The following is a 17,534-nucleotide window of genomic DNA, read 5'->3' as shown; positions in this document are numbered from 1 at the left end:
ACTGCACCAGGGCGGCGGCCAAGGCGCAGGCCGCGGAAGAACCGTGAGTGGCCGGCGCAGTAGCCGTACTCGGCCCATCCGGCCAGGCTGAGCGTTTCGCGGTCTCCCGGGAGCATCCGCACTCCCCCGGCGTGGAGTCCACGATCCACACGTCGTCCGTCCACAGGGCGGTGTCGGTGGCCCGCCGCCCGCTTCTGTCCTTGACGAACAGCCTTCAGGCAAAGGCCAGGGCGGCTGTGGCTACGACGGGTGCCAGGTAGAGGACGGGGAACGCGACGGTCTTGTACGAGCGTGCTCGCAGGACCGTGACGATCGCGCCGAGGAAGTAGAGGATGAGGCCCGCCGCCGCAGCCCCGCCAAGTACGGGCACGGCCAACCCCACCAGCAAGCCCATCGCGCCGAGGAGCTTGAGGACCGCGAGGGCAGTCCACCACGAACGCGGCACCCCGTAGACCACCAAGGGCTCGACGACGAACGCGGCGCGCCTCAGCAGCGACACGCCGGAGAATCCCACCCACAGCGCGGTCAGGACGGTGACGACAACAGCGGTAGTGAACATCCAGGGCTCCCGGAATGGTGGGTGTGGCGCGGGTCGGCGGATCGTTCCTCCGCAGTCCCTCGCGGTGGGAGACCAGCACACCCCCCGCCCGTCGGAAATCCCATCCCGGCGGGACACCATGGGACACCCACACCCACGCTGACCAGCACGGACAACGCTTCAACTCCTACCGCACCGCCGGGACGAAACCATCGACAGGTCCACACGGCACGCGGATGGGCCCGGCCCGGAGGATCCGTAGATCCGCCGAACCGGGCCCACCCCACACCCGAGCGACTCAGTGGACGACGGCCGCCTCCGGCGCCACCTCGGCCTTCGCGGAGCCACCGCCGGCCGCGCCGGCCGGACCGGCGCCCCGCAGCGGGACCTCCTTGACGAACCAGGCGGCCACGAAGCCCAGTACGGCGATCCCCGCCCCCAGCAGGAACGCCGAGTGCGTACCGGCGGCCACCGCGTGCTGGTAGGAGTCCCGGACGAGCTCCGGGAGCTTCGCCAGGCTCGCCGCGTCCAGCTGGGCGGAGCCCGCCTTCGCCGCCGCTTCGGGGCCGAGCCGGTCGGTCATGGTGCTGGTGACCTGGCTGGTGAACAGGGAGCCCATCAGGGCCACGCCGAAGGAACCGCCGAGCGTACGGAACAGGGTCGCCGAGGAGGACGCGACGCCCATGTCCTTCATGTCGACGCTGTTCTGCGCGACCAGCATCGTGATCTGCATCAGGAAGCCGAGACCGGCGCCGAGCACCGCCATGTACACACCGGACATCAGGCGGCTCGTGCCGGTGTCCATGGTGGCGAGCAGGAAGAGTCCGGCGACCATGAGCCCGCCGCCGATGATCGGGAAGATCTTGTACCTGCCGCTGTTGGTGGTGATGCGGCCCGCGACCAGCGAGACGAGCATCATCGAGAGCAGCATCGGCAGGAGCAGCAGGCCGGAGTTGGTGGCCGAGGCGCCCTGGACCGACTGCTGGAAGAGCGGCAGGTACAGCACGCCGCCGAACATCGCGAAGCCGACCAGGAAGCCGATCACGGACATGAGGGCGAAGTTGCGGCTGCGGAAGATGTGCAGCGGCATGACCGGGTCGGCGGCCTTGGTCTCGGCGTAGAGGAAGCCGGCGATGGAGACGATGCCGACGGCGATCAGGCCGATGATCTCGGTGGAGCCCCACGCGTACTCGGTGCCGCCCCAAGTGGTGACCAGGACGGTGGAGGTGATGCCGATGGTCAGCAGGGCCGCGCCAAGGTAGTCGATCTTGGGGCGTTCCCCGTGTTCCTTCTTCGGCAGGTGCAGCACCGCGGTGACCATGGCAAGGGCCACGGCGCCGAGCGGGAGGTTGATGTAGAAGGACCAGCGCCAGCCCATGTGGTCGGTGATGGTGCCGCCGACCAGCGGTCCGCCGATCATGGCGAGGGCCATCACGCCGGCCATCATGCCCTGGTACTTGCCGCGCTCGCGGGGCGGGATCAGGTCGCCGATGATCGCCATGACGCCGACCATCAGACCACCGGCGCCGAGGCCCTGGATCGCGCGGAAGCCGATGAGCTGGCCCATGTCCTGGGCCATGCCGCTGAGCGCGGAGCCGATCAGGAAGATGACGATCGAGGTGAGGAAGGAGCCCTTCCGCCCGTACATGTCGCCGATCTTGCCCCAGATGGGAGTGGAGGCGGCGGTGGCGAGCGTGTAGGCGGTGACGACCCAGGAGAGGTGCTCCAGGCCGCCGAGCTCGCCGACGATCGTGGGCATGGCGGTGCCGATGATCATGTTGTCGAGCATGGCCAGCAGCATCGCGATCATGAGCGCCATCAGGACGACCCGCACGCTGCGCGGCTTCACCTCCTTCGAGGTGTCTGCCTTCTTCTTGATTTCCACCATGTTCCACTCCCCTGGCGCATACGCACCGGCCCTGGGACTTACTTGCCGACCGGCTAGTTCACTACACTGGGGAAGGTAGACCCGTAACTAGCCGGGCGTCAAGTAAGTAAGTCAGGGGAGAGTCATGTCCAGCAGCAGTCCGCAGCAGCGCCGGGGAGACACGCGGCAGCGCATCCAGGACGTCGCACTGGAACTCTTCGCCGAGCAGGGGTACGAGAAGACGTCGCTGCGGGAGATCGCGGAGCGGCTGGGGGTCACGAAGGCGGCGCTGTACTACCACTTCAAGACCAAGGAAGACATCATCATCAGCCTGTTCGAGGACCTGACACGGCCGATCGACGAGCTGATCCAGTGGGCCGAGGCGCAGCCGCGTTCGCTGGAGATGAAGCGCGAGGTCCTGCGCCGCTACAGCGAGGCGATGGCGGGCGGCGCCTCGCTGTACCGCTTCATGCAGGAGAACCAGGCCTCGCTGCGGGAGCTGACCATCGGCGAGACGGTGAAGAAGCGCCTCCTCACCCTGGTGGAGCTGCTCCGGTCCGGCCAGGAGGGCGCCCCGCTGGCCGACCAGGTGCGGTGCGTGAGCGCCCTGTTCACGCTGCACGCGGGAATGATGTTCCTCCAGCACGTGGACGGGGATCCGGAGGAGACCCGCCAGGCCGCCCTGGAGGTCGCGACGGACCTGATCACCCGGGCTCACGGGCAGGCATAGACGTCCGGGCGACCCAGCCTCGGCGGCCTCTGGGTGACCCTCGGGTGGCCCTCGGGTGGCCCCCGGCCCGGCACCCTCTCGTTCACTCGATCGAACGAACAAAACCCCAGATGATTACTCTCCGTAGTCATCTCGGCTACTTTTGGTGATGCGCGCAGCGGAAAGGCCGCGGCGCCGCCCGAGCCAAAGGCACCGCCGTCATGATGCGTCTCGCCCTCACCCTCACCACCGCCGCCGCCGCGGCAGCCGTCCTCGCCACCGCTCTCGCGCCGCGGGCACCGGCCGTGGCCACCCCTCTCACCTATGTCGCCCTCGGGGACTCCTACAGCGCCGCCTCCTTCGTGCGCCCCTGGAACGCCGACGGATGCGGCCGCTCCGAGCAGGACTATCCCCACCAGGCGGCGCGGCGGCTGAAGTTGGACCTCACCGACGTCACCTGCTCCGCCGCGGAGATCAGAGCGGGGCTCCTGGGTCCGCAGTCCGAGCTGAAGGGGCCGCCGTCCGTGCCCCCACCGGGCGGATGGGCCGCCAAACCGGCACAGATCAAGGCCGTTACGGCCACCACCGATCTCGTGACGGTCGGCGCCGGCGGCAACTCCGTGGGCTTCTCCGAGATCGTGGAGACCTGCGTGAAGCGCGGCCTGGCCTCCTTCGGTACGGGGACACCGTGCACCGATCACTACGCGCGGGGCGGGGGCGCCGCCGGGCTCGACGCCCGGTTCACCGCGCTGGAGACCGACTTCGCGGCCCTGCTGGGGGAGATCCGTACGCGCGCCCCGCGCGCCGGGGTGGCGGTCGTCGGGTATCCGGCCGTGGTGGACGAGTCCGCGGGCTGCGGCTGGGGGTCCTGGCACCAGCTCGGCACCGTCGCCAAGGGCGACATGCCGTGGCTCGACGGCCTGGAGCGCCGGCTCAACGCCCTCTTGCGGGAGCAGGCCCGCCGCAGCGGCGCGGTGTACGTGGACACGTACGCCTCCAGCACCGGGCACGGAGTGTGCGCGAGCGCCGGGCAGCGCTGGATGTACGGGATCAAGGACAGCCTGACCGGACCCGGCGAGCAGAGCGACCCTCCCTCCGAGCTCTGCCGCTCCATCCCGGCCCGGGGCGAGGCCTGTACCGTCCTCCACCCGAACCTCCGGGGCGCCACCCACCAGGCGGACCGCGTCACCGAGGCCCTGGCCGCACTGACCCCCCTGAAGGCGGGCCGGCCATGAGATGCAGAACCTGACATCCGAAACCTGCGCATGGCCTGCGGGTCGGGGGCGGCGAGGAAGACGCCCTCCAGCAGGTCGGCCGAAGTCACGGCGGGGCCGGCCCCCGCCCGGAGCTCGGGCGGTTCACACCGAGACCGGTCCTGCGGCGAGCGAGTCCCGGTACCAGGCGGCATGGCGGGGGAAGCGGTGAGTGAAGCCGGGGCCGGGGGCACAATCGGCGTCGGTCCAGATGAGGCTGCTGTCGAACCAGTGGTCCGAGGTCAGCATGTCCAGGTCGTGGGAGGAGATGCCCCGCGTCGCCAGGAAGTCCCTGGCCTCCTGGGCGGTGAGATCGGTGTCCGGCCGGGGCAGGGACAGGGCCGTGGAGACGGCCCGGAGCAGGTCGCTCCACAGCACCGGCTCGGGGTGGTTGGCGTGGTAGACGGACTCGGTGAGACGTCCGGCGGGTGCCAGGGCGGTGGCGACCAGGACCCGGGCGAGGTCCTCGGCCGCGATGGCCGAGGTCCGCCGGGACCAGCCCTCCACGGAGCCGGGCATGTTCACCAGCAGGCGGGCCAGGGCGGGGACCACCTTGGTGTCCTCGGCGCCGTACACCAGGTGGGGGCGCAGGACGATGCCTCCGGCGGCAAGGACGGCGTCCTCGGCGGCGGCCCGGGTGCGCGAGGTGTCGGACAGGGGGTTGCGCGCGAGGTCTGCCACGCGGGCCCGGCGGTAGCTGCCGCGGCCGTAGACGGCGACGGTGCTGAGGTAGACGATGCGCGAGACGCCGCCGCGCAGGGCTTCCTCCATCAGCGCCTCGGTGCCGCGGGCGTTGACGGCTTCGCACAGTTCGGGCGGGCCGCCTATCTGCGAGGCGCAGTGGATCAACACCTCCGCGCCCTCGCACAGTCCGCGCAGGCTCCCGGGGTCGCGCAGGTCGCCCGGGACGGTCTCGGTGCCGGGAGCGGTGGCCGGGACCCGGGTCCGGTGGGACATGAGGCGCAGTGGCAGGTGGAGGCTCTCGGCGTGACGGGTGACGTGGCTCCCGATGAAGCCGGAACCTCCGGTGATCACGATCTGGGGCACGGTTTCCCCCTTCGGTGTCAGTGGTGCGGCTGGTCAGTGGTGCGGCTGGAGGGTGACTGCGGCGGTGAAGGCCGTGCGGCCGTTCTGGCTTCCCCGGACCTCGACGGTGACGCGGCCGTCGGGGGCCGGGGTGCCGGCCTCTGCTTCGATCCAGCAGGGGGCGTCGAATTCCACGTACCTCTCGAAGGCGCTGGTGAGGTGGACGGGGAGCGCGTGGGGCAGGCCGGCGCCGGCGTGGGCGGCCTGTCGCGCCGCCTCTATGAGCACCATGCCGGGGACGTGGTCGACGGGGTGGTCGAAGAAGATGGGGTGCGTGGTGTCGAACCGAAGCTGCCACGCGGAGTCGCCCGCGGACAGGACCACGTCGCGGGAGCAGGTACGGCCGACCAGGGCGGGTGCGATGGGAGCCGACGGCGCGGGGGCGACGGTGCCCCGTTCCCCGCGGAGCCGCTCGTAGACCGAGGGGCTGGCGCAGGTGAAGGCCGCTTCGGCGACGGCGAGGGGCAGTCCGTCCCTCATCACGGTGACGCGATAGCGCAGGCCGGCCAGCCGGGTGCCCCGGCGGACGATGTCGTAGCAGTCGACGAGGAGTTCGACCTCAGTGGGGACCGGCCCCACGGCGAGGGCCCCCGCCTGTGCGGAGTACGACATGTCGCTCATCAGGAACTGGTACCCGAAGGGGACCCCGTACTCCGCGTGGGACAGGAGCGCGCCGGCCTGGCGCACCGACTCGACGAGCAGCAAGGGATCCTGGTAGCCGCCGGAGGGTACGAAGAGCGCGTGCCCGCGCGGCCACTGCGCTTTCACCGTAAAACTGTCGGGGCTGTTTGTTTCCCAGTGGGTGAGGAAGACCTCGGAGACGGACGCGCGGTGCACGAGCTCACGCGGGACGATGGTGGTGAGCGGAAGGGGCGCACCGGCCGCACTGGGACCGTCCGCATGGCTGCGATGTGCGTAAATGGTCGGCCTGTTGAGGGTTGCGAGGTTCGTCCTGCTGGTCTGCATCCACGTGCCTGTCTCTTCGTCGGCGGACTGCCCAACGGTTCGGGCGCCCACAGAATTGGCTAACGATCATCCGGAGCCCTTAAGATACAGACAAGTATGTTTGGTTTTCAAAGTGATCTAAATCAAAGCAAGGAGAAGCCGGTGGTGCGGCAGGAGCGGGGAACGCGGTCCAGACGGTCGATTCTGGAGGCGGCTGCGCAGGTCTTCGACGAGCGGGGCTACGAGGGGGCGAGCACGACCGACATCCTCGCCCGCACCGGGCTGACGCGAGGGGCCCTGTACCACCACTTCCCCTCCAAGGAGGCCATCGCGATCGCGCTGGTGGAGGCGCAGACGGAAGCCCTCGTGGCTCCGCCCCACAGCATGAAGCTGCAGGCCGCCATCGATCTGACCATGGAGTTCGCCCGACGGCTGCGGTGCGATCCGGTGCTGCGCGCCAGCGTGCGGCTGACCGTCGAGCAGACCTCGTTCACCTATCCGAAGCGCACTCCGTACCAGTGGTCGTACGAGGCGATCTCCGGGCTCCTGACGGAGGCCGAGGCGCAGGGGGAGATCCTGCCCGGCACGGACATCGACGAGCTGACCAAGTTCATCGTCGGGGCCTTCACCGGCGTTCAGCTGATGTCCCAGGTCTACACCGGACGGGATGACCTCCTCGAGCGCGTGACGTCGATGTGGCGGCTGCTGCTGCCCGGCTTCGCCACCCCCGCCATGATCAGCCGGCTGCGGACGGCCCCGGCAGAGGAGAGCTGAGCAGGGGCTCGAGCAGCGACCAGACGCGTTCCGCGGTCCCCGGGTCCCACCAGGCGGCGTCCCGGCGGCCGAGGGATTCCAGTCCCGCCGTGACGACCATGACCAGGTCGGCGAGGTCGTCCGCCTCGCACTCGCTCACCCTGCCCCGGACCAGGCCGAGCACTTCGTCGAAGAGCCGGGGACTCCCGTCGGATCCGCTCGGGCCCAGCTGCAGGCCGGCCCGCAGCGTCACGTCCTCGCCCAGGGCCCGGCCCAGTGACGTGCTGAAGCGGGCGGCTCCCGCGTAGGCGGGGGTCTCGAAGGCGTCCTCGATCAGGACGTCGAGCTCCTTGCGCGCCTTCAGCCGGACGGCGGCGACCAGCGCCTCCATGGTGTCGAAGTGGTGGTACAGCGCCCCCCTGCTCACCCCCGCCGTGCGGCAGACGTTGACCAACCCGGCGGCGTTCGGGCCTCCGTCGCCGATGAGTTCGGCGGTCGCGCGGATGAGCGCCTCACGCGTCCGCTTGGCGCGCTCCTGCATCCGGCGCTACCCCTTCCCGGTCTGGGCCCCGTGCGGTCAGTCAACCACCGCTCAGCCAGAACATACAAGTCTGTCTGTCTTTTGGAATACGACACGATGAACCCCTCGTAATTATGGGACTGATTCACCCCACTTATCCCATTCGGCAGGCCCGGGCACCCCGCCAAGATGACATAAGGAGCTTTGACAACCAGACAAGTCTGTTTGTTTACTGTCGAAGTCCTTCGTGGAGCCCCCGAGGGCGCTGAGTGACGTTGAGGAGTTCGATGGACAGCTCGTCCGCCCCCGTGTTCGCGGAAGCTCTGTACGAGGGGCTCGTACGCGCGACCCGCAGCCCCGGCGCGTCGCCGACGGCGCGGCTCCTGCCCAGGCCCCGCACACCAACGACCCTTTCCAGACGGCCTGTCGCAGCCCCGGCGATACCGACGAGCGGCCTGCTGGGGACCGACGCCGAGGCGATCCTCCAGCGGTTCACCCACGCGCTCCCCTCGCTCCGGCTGCCGGAACGGCCGGACGCGTCCGGCCTCCACGACTCCTGTGTGGCCTACGCCCGCCACGTCCTGCGGCGCGCCGAGGCGGCCTGCAGCCCCTCCCCCGAGAACACCGGGGACGCCGGGGACCCCGAGGACACCGGGGACACCGAGGCCATCGGGGATGCCGCACTCCCGGCCCCCGGCCCCGCCGAGCCGGTGGCGGGCGGTTCCGTGCCGCGGCATCTGGCCGCCGCCGGCACCCTGCTGCTCGAATGCGCCCTGCTCCAGGCGACCCAGAGCGGCACCGCCGACGACGGCGCCGCGATGGCCCGCGGCGTCGCCGTCGTCCGGATGCTCGGTGAAGCGATGCGGACCGCGGAGTTCGGCCCGGGCCAGGGCGACCCCGGTTGGAGCGAGAGCCGCCGGCTCTTCCGCTGGCTCCACGACGAGCTCGGCAACGCGCTGGCCGTGGCGCTGCACCGGATCGAACTGGGCGAGGACGACCCGGACCGGGCCGCCCCCCATCTCGCCGTCGCCAAAAGGGTCTTGGGCGAAACCGCCCAGGGGAACCGGAACCTGCTCGGCGCCCTGCGCCGGAGCTCCTCCGCACCTCCGGTCCGCGACGCCCTCCAGCAGTGGCTGTCCGACACGGGGTCGCGGGCCCAGGTGACCATCCGGGTGACGGGCGACGAGACGCTGGCCTCCGAGCGCTGCCGTCGCGAGCTGTTCCTCGTCCTGCGCGAGGCGCTGCGCAACTGCCTCGCGCACGCCGGGGCCGAGCGGATCGAGGTCTCCGTACGCACCACCCGGCGCTGGCTGTACGCACGCGTCCGGGACGACGGGGCCGGCTTCACCGTCGAGGACGCCTTCGCGGAGACGGGCGCCGGGCACGGGCTGCGGGCGATGCGGGGACGCGTCGAGGACCTCGGTGGCCGGCTGCGCGTGGGAAGCGCCCCGGGTGAGGGCACGCGCGTGGAGATCCACCTGCCGCTCAGCATCCGGCCGTGACGGGGACCCCCGCCGCGGCGCCGACCCGCATCGTCCTCGCCGATGACCACAACCTGTTCCGGGAGACGCTCGGCGACCTGCTCGAGGCGCAGCCCTCGCTGACCGTGGTGGGACATGCCGCCGACGGGGCGGCAGCCGTGCGGTGTGCCGCCGCCGTCCATCCCGACCTGCTGTTCCTGGACTTCCAGATGCCGCACAGCCGGGGTGCGGGCACGGTCAGCGACATCCTCGGCGTGTCCCCGCGCACCCGCGTGCTGTGCCTGTCGGCCTATGCGGAGCCGGGCCTGGTCAACGAAGTGCTGGCCGCCGGTGCCCGCGGCGTCCTGCACAAGGGGATCGACCGGGAGGAACTCCTCATGGCGATCGAGCGGACCCTCGCGCAGGCGGCGCACACCACGGTCCTCGTGCCCCGCGCTCCGGCCGCCCCGGCCCCGGGCGGCGACGCCCTGTCCTCGCGGGAGCGCCAGGTACTGGTCGGTGTGGCGGCGGCGATGAGCAACCGTCAGATCGCCGAAGGCCTCGACATCACCGAGGGAACGGTGAAGCGGCACCTGAACAGCGTCTTCCGGAAGCTGGGGGCCGTATCCCGGCTCGACGCGGTGAACAAGGCGGTGCAGGCGGGCCTGATTCCTTCGCCGACCCTGCCGACGGCGGCGCGCAGCGGCCACTGGGGCCCCTACCCCCGAAGGGGTACGTCCCCGTGACCGCTGCGCGCACCGGCGTTTCGCCGTGGTCAGGCGGGGGACGCCGCTCGTCTGACCACGGCCGCCGCGACCGCACCGTCGTGCCCTACGGACGTGATCAGACCGCAGCTGCCGGAGGCACCCGGCCCGCCGTCCGACCCGCCGTCCGGTCCACCGTCCGGTCCACCGCCCGGTCCACGGCCCGGCCCGCCGCCCGGTCCACCGCCCGGTCCGGCAGCCCCGTCGGCCTCCCAGTAGCCGAGCAGTGCGGCCAGCTGGAGTGCGCCGCTCGCACTGTGGGTCTCGCCCAGTACGTCCTGTACGCGCAGGATCCGCGGGGCGTGGCCGGCCAGGGCCCGGCTCCGGCCCCGGGCCTCCACCGCGGCCCAGCCGGGCCGGCTGCTCGATCCGCAGGACACGACGCCGATGTCGGCGGCCGTGCATCCGCTCGCGGTCAGGGCGGCCTCGACGCACCGCGCGAGAGCCGCCGCAACGGCCAGGGGTCCCTCGCCCAGCGGGCTGAAGGCCACCTCGCAGGCGGCGAGTTCGGCCAGGTGGGCCGAGGTTCCCGTGGCGCCTTCGAGGACGAACACCGCACTGCCCTCACCCACCGCCACACCTTCGGGAAGGTCGCCGCCGCGGTGCCAGGCCCAGGCCGACTGGGCGCTGAGCTCCTCCACGGCGCCGGTCAGCAGCCGGGTGGCGCGGCCGGTGACCAGGGCGTTGCGGGCGTAGCGCAGTGCGGACAGGCCGGAGACGTGTCCACCGGCCAGCGAGGCGTTGAGGCCGGTGAAGGAGTGACGCATGGCCACTTGGCTGGCGCAGTGGTTGAGGAGCAGACCGGGGAAGAGAGCCGGACTGACCAGGTAGGGCCGCTCCAGCTCGTAGGTGTCCCGGAAGAACTCCGCGAACGCCCGTGCGCTGCCGGTGCTGCTGCCGAGTACGACGCCGGTGTCCCCGCGCTCCGAGTCCTCGACCAGTGCCGCGAGGGTGTCGAGGGCCATCTCGGCGGCGGTCATGCCCAGGGTGCTGGTCCGGCTCAGGGCGCCGAGTCCCTTGCGGCCCAGGTGCTCCCGGGGGTTGAAGTCCGGTACGGGAAGCAGCGGCACCGGCGGTACGGGATCACCGGCCAGCACCTCGGCCGCGTCCGCGTCACCGGGGGGCAACTCCCCCGACCGGACGGCCTCGTAGAGCGCCTTGCCGCCGATTCCGGCAGCGCTCAGGACTCCATAGCCGGTGATCCTCACCGCGGGCGCGGCGGTCGCGTTCATTCGGGCCTCCCCAGCATCACGATGGCGTTGTTCCCTCCGAATGCGAACCCGTGGTTCTCCACGATCCTCGGCTGGGCCGGGCGGGCCCGCCCGGGCACGCAGTCCAGGCCGGGGCCGAGGGCCGGGTCCACCGTCCGGACCGTCGAAGTCGGCGGCAGGAAGCCCTCGTACAGGGCCATGCAGCAGGCCAGCGCACCGAACCCACTGGCCGCGCCCATGGTGTGGCCGAGCATCGACTTGATGGAGCTGACCGGGGGCAGGCGGTCGCCGAACACCGCGCGCACGGCGCCGACTTCCGTGCTGTCGTTGGCGGAGGTCCCGGTGCCGTGGGCACACACGTAGTCGACCTCCTCCGGCTTCACCCCGGCATCCCGGTGAGCGCGCCGGATGCACTCGGCAATCCCCTCGAGGTCGGGCTGCGTCGGGTGCTTGGCATCGCAGGTGATGCCGTAGCCCAGCACCTCGGCGTAGATCCGGGCGCCGCGGGCGACCGCGCCGTCCCAGGACTCCAGGACCAGCGCGGCGCCCCCTTCCGCCGTCATGATGCCGCCGCGGTGCTCGTCGAACGGGCGGCAGAGGTCCGCGGCGATGGCGCCCAGGCGGTGGAAGCCGGCGTGCGTGGCGCGGTTCACCGCGTCGGCACCGCCGACCACCATCACGTCGGCCGCACCGCTGCGGATGACGTCGAAGCCGTAGCCGATCGCGTAGTTGCTCGCGGAGCAGGCCGTGCCGAAGGTCTGGGCCTCACCGTGCAGCCCCAGCTCCGTGTTGACGGCCGAGGCGATGCGGTCGGCGGTGGCCCGGGTGACGAGGTCGGCGTCGATCCCGTCTAGCCCGTGCTCCAGCCACTGCTCGGTCAGCTCCTGGAAGACCTGGGCCTCTCCGTTGGTGGTTCCCATCGCGCTGCCCGCCCGTGCGGCGGACAACGCGTCGGGCGCCCAGCCCGCGTCCTGCGCGGCGAGCCGGGCGGCGGCGGCCGCGAACTGGCTGCTGCGGCCCCACTGTTCGGGCCGGAGCACCTTCAGGTACTCCTCGGGGTGGAAGTCGTGGACCTCACCGGCCTGCGTGTGGTTGAACCCGGTGCTGTCGAACGACCTGATCTGCGAGATTCCGCTGCGTCCCGCGCGTATGGCCTCGGTGAACGACCGGGCTCCCATGCCCAGGCTGCTCACCGCTCCGAGGCCGGTGACCGCGACGCGACGCAGCCGCGTGTCAGACACCCGACGGCGCGGTCACGTGACGCGCGATCAGGGCGTAGGCCGTGGCGAGGTCGTCCAGGTCGACGAGCTCCTCCTGCGGGATCTCCAGGCGGAGCTGCCGCTCGAAGCGGGAGAACATCTCGATGACGAGCAGGGAGTCGGCCTCGAAGTCCTCCGCGAAGCTGTGCTCCTCCCGGATCTCCTCGGGATCGACCTCCAGGACGTCCGCGATGATCTCGCGGACGCGGTCGCGAAGCTCCGGGGCGAGTTCCACGGCAAGGTTGCCGGACATGTGAAATTCCTTTGCTCTTTGAATTCTCGGTCGAACGGATTTCTCGGCTGACGCCTTCGGAAATGGATGCTGCCACAGCCCGAGCGGTGGAGAGAAGACCGTCCGGCCGATTCGCATTCAACTTCCAGGCCGGTTCTACGCGCATTCGATTTCGGCTGTAAAGAATCGACGCGTCGGGGACGGGACCGTCCCGCTGCCGAAACCAGAGGGAGCTCCTCGCATGAGATTGCCCGTGCCGGTAGGCATCGCCTCGGTGGCCCTGTGGCTGCCCGAGCACCAGGACACCGCAGAGAACGCCGTGGCCGAGCGGCGGGTCGAGGCGCGCACGGCCAGGGAGCTGGGGAACCCGCGGCTGCCCGTCGCGGGCGACGTCTCGCCCCCGGAGATGGCCGTGCTCGCCGCCCGGGAGGCCCTGCGCGGCGCCGGGGTGCCGGCGGCCGGGGTGTCACTGCTGCTGCACGCCTGGATGTACTACCAGGGCCACGACCTGTGGTCGCCGCCGCACTACATCGCCCATCAGCTGGGCGCGCACGCGGCCGTTCCCATCGGGATCCAGCAGATCTGCAACGGCGGCGCGGCCGCGCTGGAACTGGCCGCCGCCCGGCTGACGGCCGGGGATGAGGAGCGGGTGGAGGAGCGACAGGAGGAGGAGCGGCAGAAGAACGGGCGACAGGAGGACGGGCGGCAGGAGGACGGGCCGGCCCCCCGGTACTCCCTGGTCACGACGGCCGACCGGTTCGCCCTGCCCGGCTTCGACCGGTGGCGCAGCGACTACGGCGCCGCCTACGGGGACGCCGCCACGGCGGTGCTGCTGCGCCGCCCGGCCGCCCCCGGCGACCTCGTACTGCGCGCCCTGCGCACGGGCGCCGCACCGCATCTGGAACTGATGCACCGGGGCGCGGACCCGTTCGGGCGGCTGCCCCGGGAGAACCCCACGATCGACATGCGCCGCACCAAGCGGGTGTACCTGCGCGAGCACGGCGTCGAGCCGTTCAAGAAGACCAACCGGGAGATGATCCGCTACGTCGTGACCGGCGCCCTGCGCGACGCCGGGCTCGCCGCCGACGACCCCCGGATCCGGTTCGCGGTGCTTCCACGGCTGGCCCGCAAGACCCTGGACGACGCGTGGATCCCGGTGCTGGGGGAACTCCTGACCGCGCCCGCCGTGGACTGGGGCAAGGAGACCGGCCACCTCGGTACGGGTGACCTGGTGGCGGGGCTCCACGAGGTGGTGAGCCGTGCCGCGCTGGGCCCCGGTGAGTTCGGACTGCTGCTCAACGCCGGCGCGGGCTTCACCTGGTCGTGCGCCGTGATCGAGGCCCCCGCCGCGTCCGGCTGACGCCGAAAGCTGACGCCGAAAGCCAACGCCGAAGGCTGACGCCGAAGGCTGACGCCGAAGGCTGACGCCGAAGGCTGACGCCGAAAGGGGCCTGGGGCCGCCGCGAACCGGTCGGGTTCGCGGCGGCCCCAGGCCCCTTCGCGGGGCGGTCGGGCATCCGGACGGCCTACAGCGGGTAGGTGCGCCAGGCCCCCGCCGGGCGGTGCGGACCGGTGCGCTGCCAGCCGGGCGAGGGTTCGGGCGCGAGCGCCGCGAGCGCGTCCGGGCGTGCGGCCGGTCCGCTGGGCACCGTCGCCGCGAGGCGCAGCAGTACGGCGGTCACGGCGGCCATCTCCTCGGGCGTGGGATCGCCCTTCACCACGCACAGGTGCGGGGCGGGCAGGGCCGTTCTTCTCTTGCTCATCTCAGTCTTCCCGTCACATCGGAGGGTTGCCGTGCTTGCGCGGGACGAGCTGTTCCTGCTTGGTGCGCAGGACCCGCAGGGATTCCGCGAGCACGGCCCGGGTGGTGCGCGGGTCGATCACGTCGTCGACCAGTCCGCGCTCCGCCGCGTAGTACGGGTGCATCAGCGCCTCCTTGTACTCCTCGGTCAGCTCGCGCCGGGCCGCCTCCGGGTCTTCGGCCGCGGCGACCTTGCGGCGGTGGATGACGTTGACGGCGCCCTCCGCGCCCATCACCGCGATCTCGTTCGTCGGCCAGGCGAAGGAGAGGTCACAGCCGATCGAGCGGGAGTCCATGACGATGTACGCGCCGCCGTACGCCTTCCTCAGGATGACCTGGACCCGGGGAACCGTCGCGTTGCAGTAGGCGTAGAGCATCTTCGCGCCGTGCCGGATGATGCCGCCGCTCTCCTGGTCCGTGCCGGGCAGGAAGCCGGGGACGTCCACCAGGGTCACCAGCGGAATGTTGAAGGCGTCACAGGTCTGGATGAAGGAGGCGCCCTTCTGCGAGGCCTCGATGTCCAGTACGCCCGCCAGGTGCCGGGGCTGGTTGGCGACGATCCCGACGGTCTGGCCGTCGATGCGGGCCAGGACGCACAGCAGGTTCGGGGCCCACCGCTCGTGGACCTCCAGGAGTTCCCCGTCGTCGACCAGGCGCGCGATCACCTCGCGCATGTCGTAGGGCTGGTTGGGGTCGGCCGGCACCAGCCGCAGCAGTTCCTCGTCCGGGGCGTCCAGGTCCGTCGCGGGCTCGGCCGCCGGCGGCAGCTCGCGGTTGTTGGCGGGCAGCAGGGAGACCAGGTAGCGCACGTCCTCGATGCACGAGGCCTCGTCGTCGTAGGCGAAGGCCGCCGCGCCCGAGACGGCCGCGTGCAGGTCCGCGCCGCCCAGTTCCTCCTGGGTGACCCGCTCGCCGGTGACGGCCTCCACCACGTCGGGTCCGGTGATGAACATCTGCGAGATGCCGCGCACCATGAACACGAAGTCGGTCAGCGCGGGTGAGTAGGTCGCGCCGCCGGCACAGGGCCCCAGCATCACGCTGATCTGCGGGATCACGCCCGAGGCCCGCACGTTGCGGCGGAAGATGCCGCCGTAGCCGGCCAGCGCGGAGACGCCCTCCTGGATGCGGGCGCCGGCTCCGTCGTTGAGGCTGACCAGCGGAGCGCCGGCGGCCTCGGCCATGTCCATGATCTTGTGGATCTTCTCGGCGTGGGACTCGCCCAGCGAGCCGCCGAAGATCCGGAAGTCGTGCCCGAACGCGAAGACCGTACGGCCGTGGACCCGCCCCCAGCCGATGACGACGCCATCGGTGTGCGGGCGGCGGCCCTCCAGCCCGAAGCCGGACGCCCGGTGCCGCCTCAGCCCCTCGATCTCCACGAACGTCCCCTCGTCGAAGAGGAGCTCCAGCCGTTCGTGGACGGTCAGCTTGCCGCGGGCGTGCTGCGCCTCGGTGGCCTGCGCCCCGGGACCGCTGCGCACCGCCTGGCGCAGGCGCAGCAACTCGGCCGTCCGCTCCTCCATGCCGGGCCGGGCCGGCTGCGTTGTCACCGGAGCCGCGGCGAGTGGGCGATCGTCCAAAGCGGTCATTGAAAAACACTCCCATTTCTCGATGTTCCGTCGGACACAGAATGTGCGGCCATCATGAAAGTTGACTAAAAGAATGCAGCTCCGGGCCGTTTGATACGGCTCCAATGGAGCTTCCATATCCCAGGTGAATGATGACCTCAGCCCATCGGACTGAGGAGTTCTCCGCATGACAACGCTGCTCGACGCCGCCGCTTCGCCACCACCCCGCGCACTGACCTACCTGAGCACCATCGACCGTTCGCTGGTGCACAGGGCGGCGGTCTCGGAGGTGCTCGTCACGGACCTGGTGGCGACCGGTGACGAGACGTTCGCCGCCGGAGCGCAGCTGCCGCTGGGGCACGCCTACTTCGGGGACCACCTGCGGGACCCGGTGTCCTACGACTTCCTGCTGTTGCTGGAGGCCGCCCGCCAGGCCGGGGTCGCGGCGGCGCACCGGCAGTTGGGCGTCTCCGCCGAGACCGCCTTCCTCGTCCACAACTGGTCGATCGAACTCGACGACCTCGACGCCCTCGCCCCGGGGAGCCGGCCCGGCGAACTGGAGCTGACCGGGACCGTCACCCCGTCCGCGGGCCGCAACGGCCGGCTGCGCGGGGTCGGTTCCTCGGTCGCCCTGTCCATCGGCGGCCGGCCCGTGGGCCGGACCCGGATCGACGTCGGAGCGTCCAAGAGCGCGGACTACGGCAAACTCCGCTTCCTGCAGCGCCGCTCGGAGGCGCCCGTCACCGCCGACCTCGGTGTGGTGCCGCGGCCCCGGGCCGCCGGCCCCGCGGCCGTGGGCCGCCGCAGCGCGCTCAACGTCGTACTGGGCGAGCCGGTCCGCGCGGGTGGCGCGGGTGGCGCGGTCCGCGCGGGTGTCGCCGACTCCGCCGTGTCGGCGCTGGTGGAGCCGAGGTTCGAGAACGCCAGCCTCTTCGACCACACCTATGACCACATCCCCGCGATGGTCCTCACCGAAGGCGCCCGGCAGCTGTCCCACCTGGCGGGGGTGCCGACCGGCGCCGCGGTCGTCCGCTGCGCCGCCGAGTTCACGCGCTTCGCCGAGCTCGACTCCCCCATCGTGGCCACCGCGACGCCGGCTCCGGCCGCGCCCGGAACGGACCACCCCACCGAATGCGCCGTCGAGTTCCACCAGGAGGGCGCGGTGGTGGCACGCGTCTCGCTGGCCTTCGCGACGGCGTCCCCGACCACGACGGTGTCCCCGACCATGGCGGAGGCGCTGTGAGTTCCCTGAGTCAACCTCTATGCCGCCAGAGGCGTGTCGGTGGGCTTGTTGACCTTGTTGTTGCCCTGGTGGGTGACGGGGTCGTAGCAAGTGCCGGTGCGCCAGCAGGCCCACATCACGCGGAGCCAGGCGCGGGCGAGGATCCGGATCGCGTGGGGGTGTCGTTTCTTGGCGGCCCGGGCGTCGTTGTAGATTTTCGCGGCCCAGTCGCTGGAGTGCCGGCTGTTGTCGGCAAACGTCACGATGGCCAGACGGGCACGCCGGTTGGCCGCGTGGCGGAACGTGACCACGCGGGACTTGCCCGACGCCCGGGTCACGGGGACGACTC

At 71.4% G+C, this 17,534-nt stretch carries 17 protein-coding genes and 2 pseudogenes; 7 read left to right on the top strand and 12 right to left on the bottom strand.

Going from position 1 to position 17,534, the window contains the following annotated elements; genetic code table 11:
• Window positions 1–20: 20 nt before the first annotated feature.
• The 3 genes and pseudogenes from ACIQV3_RS12230 to ACIQV3_RS12220 all read right to left on the bottom strand — a co-directional run.
• Window positions 21–181: pseudogene (locus ACIQV3_RS12230) on the bottom strand (IS982 family transposase); the annotation flags it as partial.
• Between the two features lie 33 nt (window positions 182–214).
• On the bottom strand, window positions 215–559 hold the full coding sequence (locus ACIQV3_RS12225) for a DoxX family protein (protein ID WP_403712333.1): 345 nt from the start codon (window positions 557–559) through the stop codon (window positions 215–217).
• A gap of 277 nt (window positions 560–836) precedes the next feature.
• Complete coding sequence (locus ACIQV3_RS12220) at window positions 837–2,426, bottom strand: MDR family MFS transporter (RefSeq protein WP_403712332.1); 1,590 nt, start codon at window positions 2,424–2,426, stop codon at window positions 837–839.
• A 124-nt stretch (window positions 2,427–2,550) separates the two neighbouring features.
• On the opposite strand from ACIQV3_RS12220, the gene ACIQV3_RS12215 reads away from it, so the two are divergent.
• Complete coding sequence (locus tag ACIQV3_RS12215; protein WP_403712331.1) at window positions 2,551–3,135, top strand: TetR/AcrR family transcriptional regulator; 585 nt, start codon at window positions 2,551–2,553, stop codon at window positions 3,133–3,135.
• A 200-nt stretch (window positions 3,136–3,335) separates the two neighbouring features.
• Window positions 3,336–4,349, top strand: a complete 1,014-nt coding sequence (locus tag ACIQV3_RS12210; protein ID WP_403712330.1) for an SGNH/GDSL hydrolase family protein — start codon at window positions 3,336–3,338, stop codon at window positions 4,347–4,349.
• A 123-nt stretch (window positions 4,350–4,472) separates the two neighbouring features.
• Here ACIQV3_RS12210 and ACIQV3_RS12205 read toward each other — a convergent pair whose 3' ends face one another.
• Entirely contained in the window at window positions 4,473–5,414 is a 942-nt protein-coding gene (locus ACIQV3_RS12205; RefSeq protein ID WP_403712329.1) for an NAD-dependent epimerase/dehydratase family protein, read from the bottom strand.
• Between the two features lie 33 nt (window positions 5,415–5,447).
• The gene (locus ACIQV3_RS12200; protein WP_403712328.1) at window positions 5,448–6,419 is read right to left on the bottom strand and encodes a ScbA/BarX family gamma-butyrolactone biosynthesis protein; all 972 of its coding nucleotides are present in this window, start codon (window positions 6,417–6,419) and stop codon (window positions 5,448–5,450) included.
• 141 nt (window positions 6,420–6,560) lie between these two features.
• Between ACIQV3_RS12200 and ACIQV3_RS12195 the strand changes: the two genes are divergently transcribed.
• Window positions 6,561–7,172: a ScbR family autoregulator-binding transcription factor gene (locus tag ACIQV3_RS12195; RefSeq protein ID WP_403712327.1), complete on the top strand. Its 612-nt coding sequence runs from the start codon at window positions 6,561–6,563 to the stop codon at window positions 7,170–7,172.
• On the opposite strand, the gene ACIQV3_RS12190 is transcribed toward ACIQV3_RS12195, so the two are convergent.
• Entirely contained in the window at window positions 7,135–7,692 is a 558-nt protein-coding gene (locus ACIQV3_RS12190; protein WP_403712326.1) for a TetR family transcriptional regulator, read from the bottom strand. The genes ACIQV3_RS12195 and ACIQV3_RS12190 overlap by 38 nt on opposite strands.
• A 266-nt stretch (window positions 7,693–7,958) precedes the next feature.
• Here ACIQV3_RS12190 and ACIQV3_RS12185 point away from each other — a divergent pair, with 266 nt between their 5' ends.
• Together ACIQV3_RS12185 and ACIQV3_RS12180 are read left to right on the top strand one after the other, a co-directional pair.
• Window positions 7,959–9,173, top strand: coding sequence for a sensor histidine kinase (locus tag ACIQV3_RS12185; protein WP_403712325.1), 1,215 nt, complete (start codon window positions 7,959–7,961; stop codon window positions 9,171–9,173).
• Entirely contained in the window at window positions 9,170–9,877 is a 708-nt protein-coding gene (locus tag ACIQV3_RS12180) for a response regulator (RefSeq protein WP_403712323.1), read from the top strand. Before ACIQV3_RS12185 ends, ACIQV3_RS12180 begins: the two co-directional genes overlap by 4 nt.
• A gap of 29 nt (window positions 9,878–9,906) precedes the next feature.
• Here ACIQV3_RS12180 and ACIQV3_RS12175 read toward each other — a convergent pair whose 3' ends face one another.
• The 3 genes from ACIQV3_RS12175 to ACIQV3_RS12165 are packed head-to-tail and all read right to left on the bottom strand — an operon-like array spanning window position 9,907 to window position 12,618.
• Entirely contained in the window at window positions 9,907–11,127 is a 1,221-nt protein-coding gene (locus ACIQV3_RS12175; protein WP_403712322.1) for a beta-ketoacyl synthase N-terminal-like domain-containing protein, read from the bottom strand.
• A complete protein-coding gene (locus tag ACIQV3_RS12170) occupies window positions 11,124–12,347 on the bottom strand; it encodes a beta-ketoacyl-[acyl-carrier-protein] synthase family protein (protein WP_403712321.1) in 1,224 nt (407 codons plus the stop codon). Before ACIQV3_RS12170 ends, ACIQV3_RS12175 begins: the two co-directional genes overlap by 4 nt.
• Window positions 12,340–12,618, bottom strand: coding sequence for an acyl carrier protein (locus ACIQV3_RS12165; protein WP_403712320.1), 279 nt, complete (start codon window positions 12,616–12,618; stop codon window positions 12,340–12,342). The genes ACIQV3_RS12170 and ACIQV3_RS12165 overlap by 8 nt, the downstream gene beginning before the upstream one ends.
• Window positions 12,619–12,838: 220 nt before the next feature.
• On the opposite strand from ACIQV3_RS12165, the gene ACIQV3_RS12160 reads away from it, so the two are divergent.
• Window positions 12,839–13,957, top strand: coding sequence for a ketoacyl-ACP synthase III family protein (locus tag ACIQV3_RS12160; protein ID WP_403712319.1), 1,119 nt, complete (start codon window positions 12,839–12,841; stop codon window positions 13,955–13,957).
• A 166-nt stretch (window positions 13,958–14,123) separates the two neighbouring features.
• Here the strand turns inward: ACIQV3_RS12160 and ACIQV3_RS12155 are convergent, their stop codons facing one another.
• Together ACIQV3_RS12155 and ACIQV3_RS12150 are read right to left on the bottom strand one after the other, a co-directional pair.
• Window positions 14,124–14,360 carry an acyl-CoA carboxylase subunit epsilon gene (locus ACIQV3_RS12155; protein WP_403712318.1) on the bottom strand — a complete coding sequence of 79 codons (237 nt, stop codon included), beginning with the start codon at window positions 14,358–14,360 and terminating at the stop codon, window positions 14,124–14,126.
• Window positions 14,361–14,373: 13 nt separating this feature from the next.
• Window positions 14,374–15,984: an acyl-CoA carboxylase subunit beta gene (locus tag ACIQV3_RS12150; protein ID WP_403712317.1), complete on the bottom strand. Its 1,611-nt coding sequence runs from the start codon at window positions 15,982–15,984 to the stop codon at window positions 14,374–14,376.
• Between the two features lie 166 nt (window positions 15,985–16,150).
• Between ACIQV3_RS12150 and ACIQV3_RS12145 the strand changes: the two genes are divergently transcribed.
• Complete coding sequence (locus tag ACIQV3_RS12145; RefSeq protein WP_403712316.1) at window positions 16,151–17,206, top strand: ScbA/BarX family gamma-butyrolactone biosynthesis protein; 1,056 nt, start codon at window positions 16,151–16,153, stop codon at window positions 17,204–17,206.
• Window positions 17,207–17,223: 17 nt separating this feature from the next.
• Here the strand turns inward: ACIQV3_RS12145 and ACIQV3_RS12140 are convergent.
• Window positions 17,224–17,534 (bottom strand): annotated as a pseudogene (locus tag ACIQV3_RS12140) (IS110 family transposase); the annotation flags it as partial.

It is taken from the genome of Streptomyces sp. NPDC099050 (genome assembly GCF_044759865.1).
Lineage (GTDB): Bacteria > Actinomycetota > Actinomycetes > Streptomycetales > Streptomycetaceae > Streptomyces.
The sequence above is the reverse complement of the archived record's forward strand: the minus strand, read 5'-3'. Positions and strand labels throughout refer to the sequence as shown.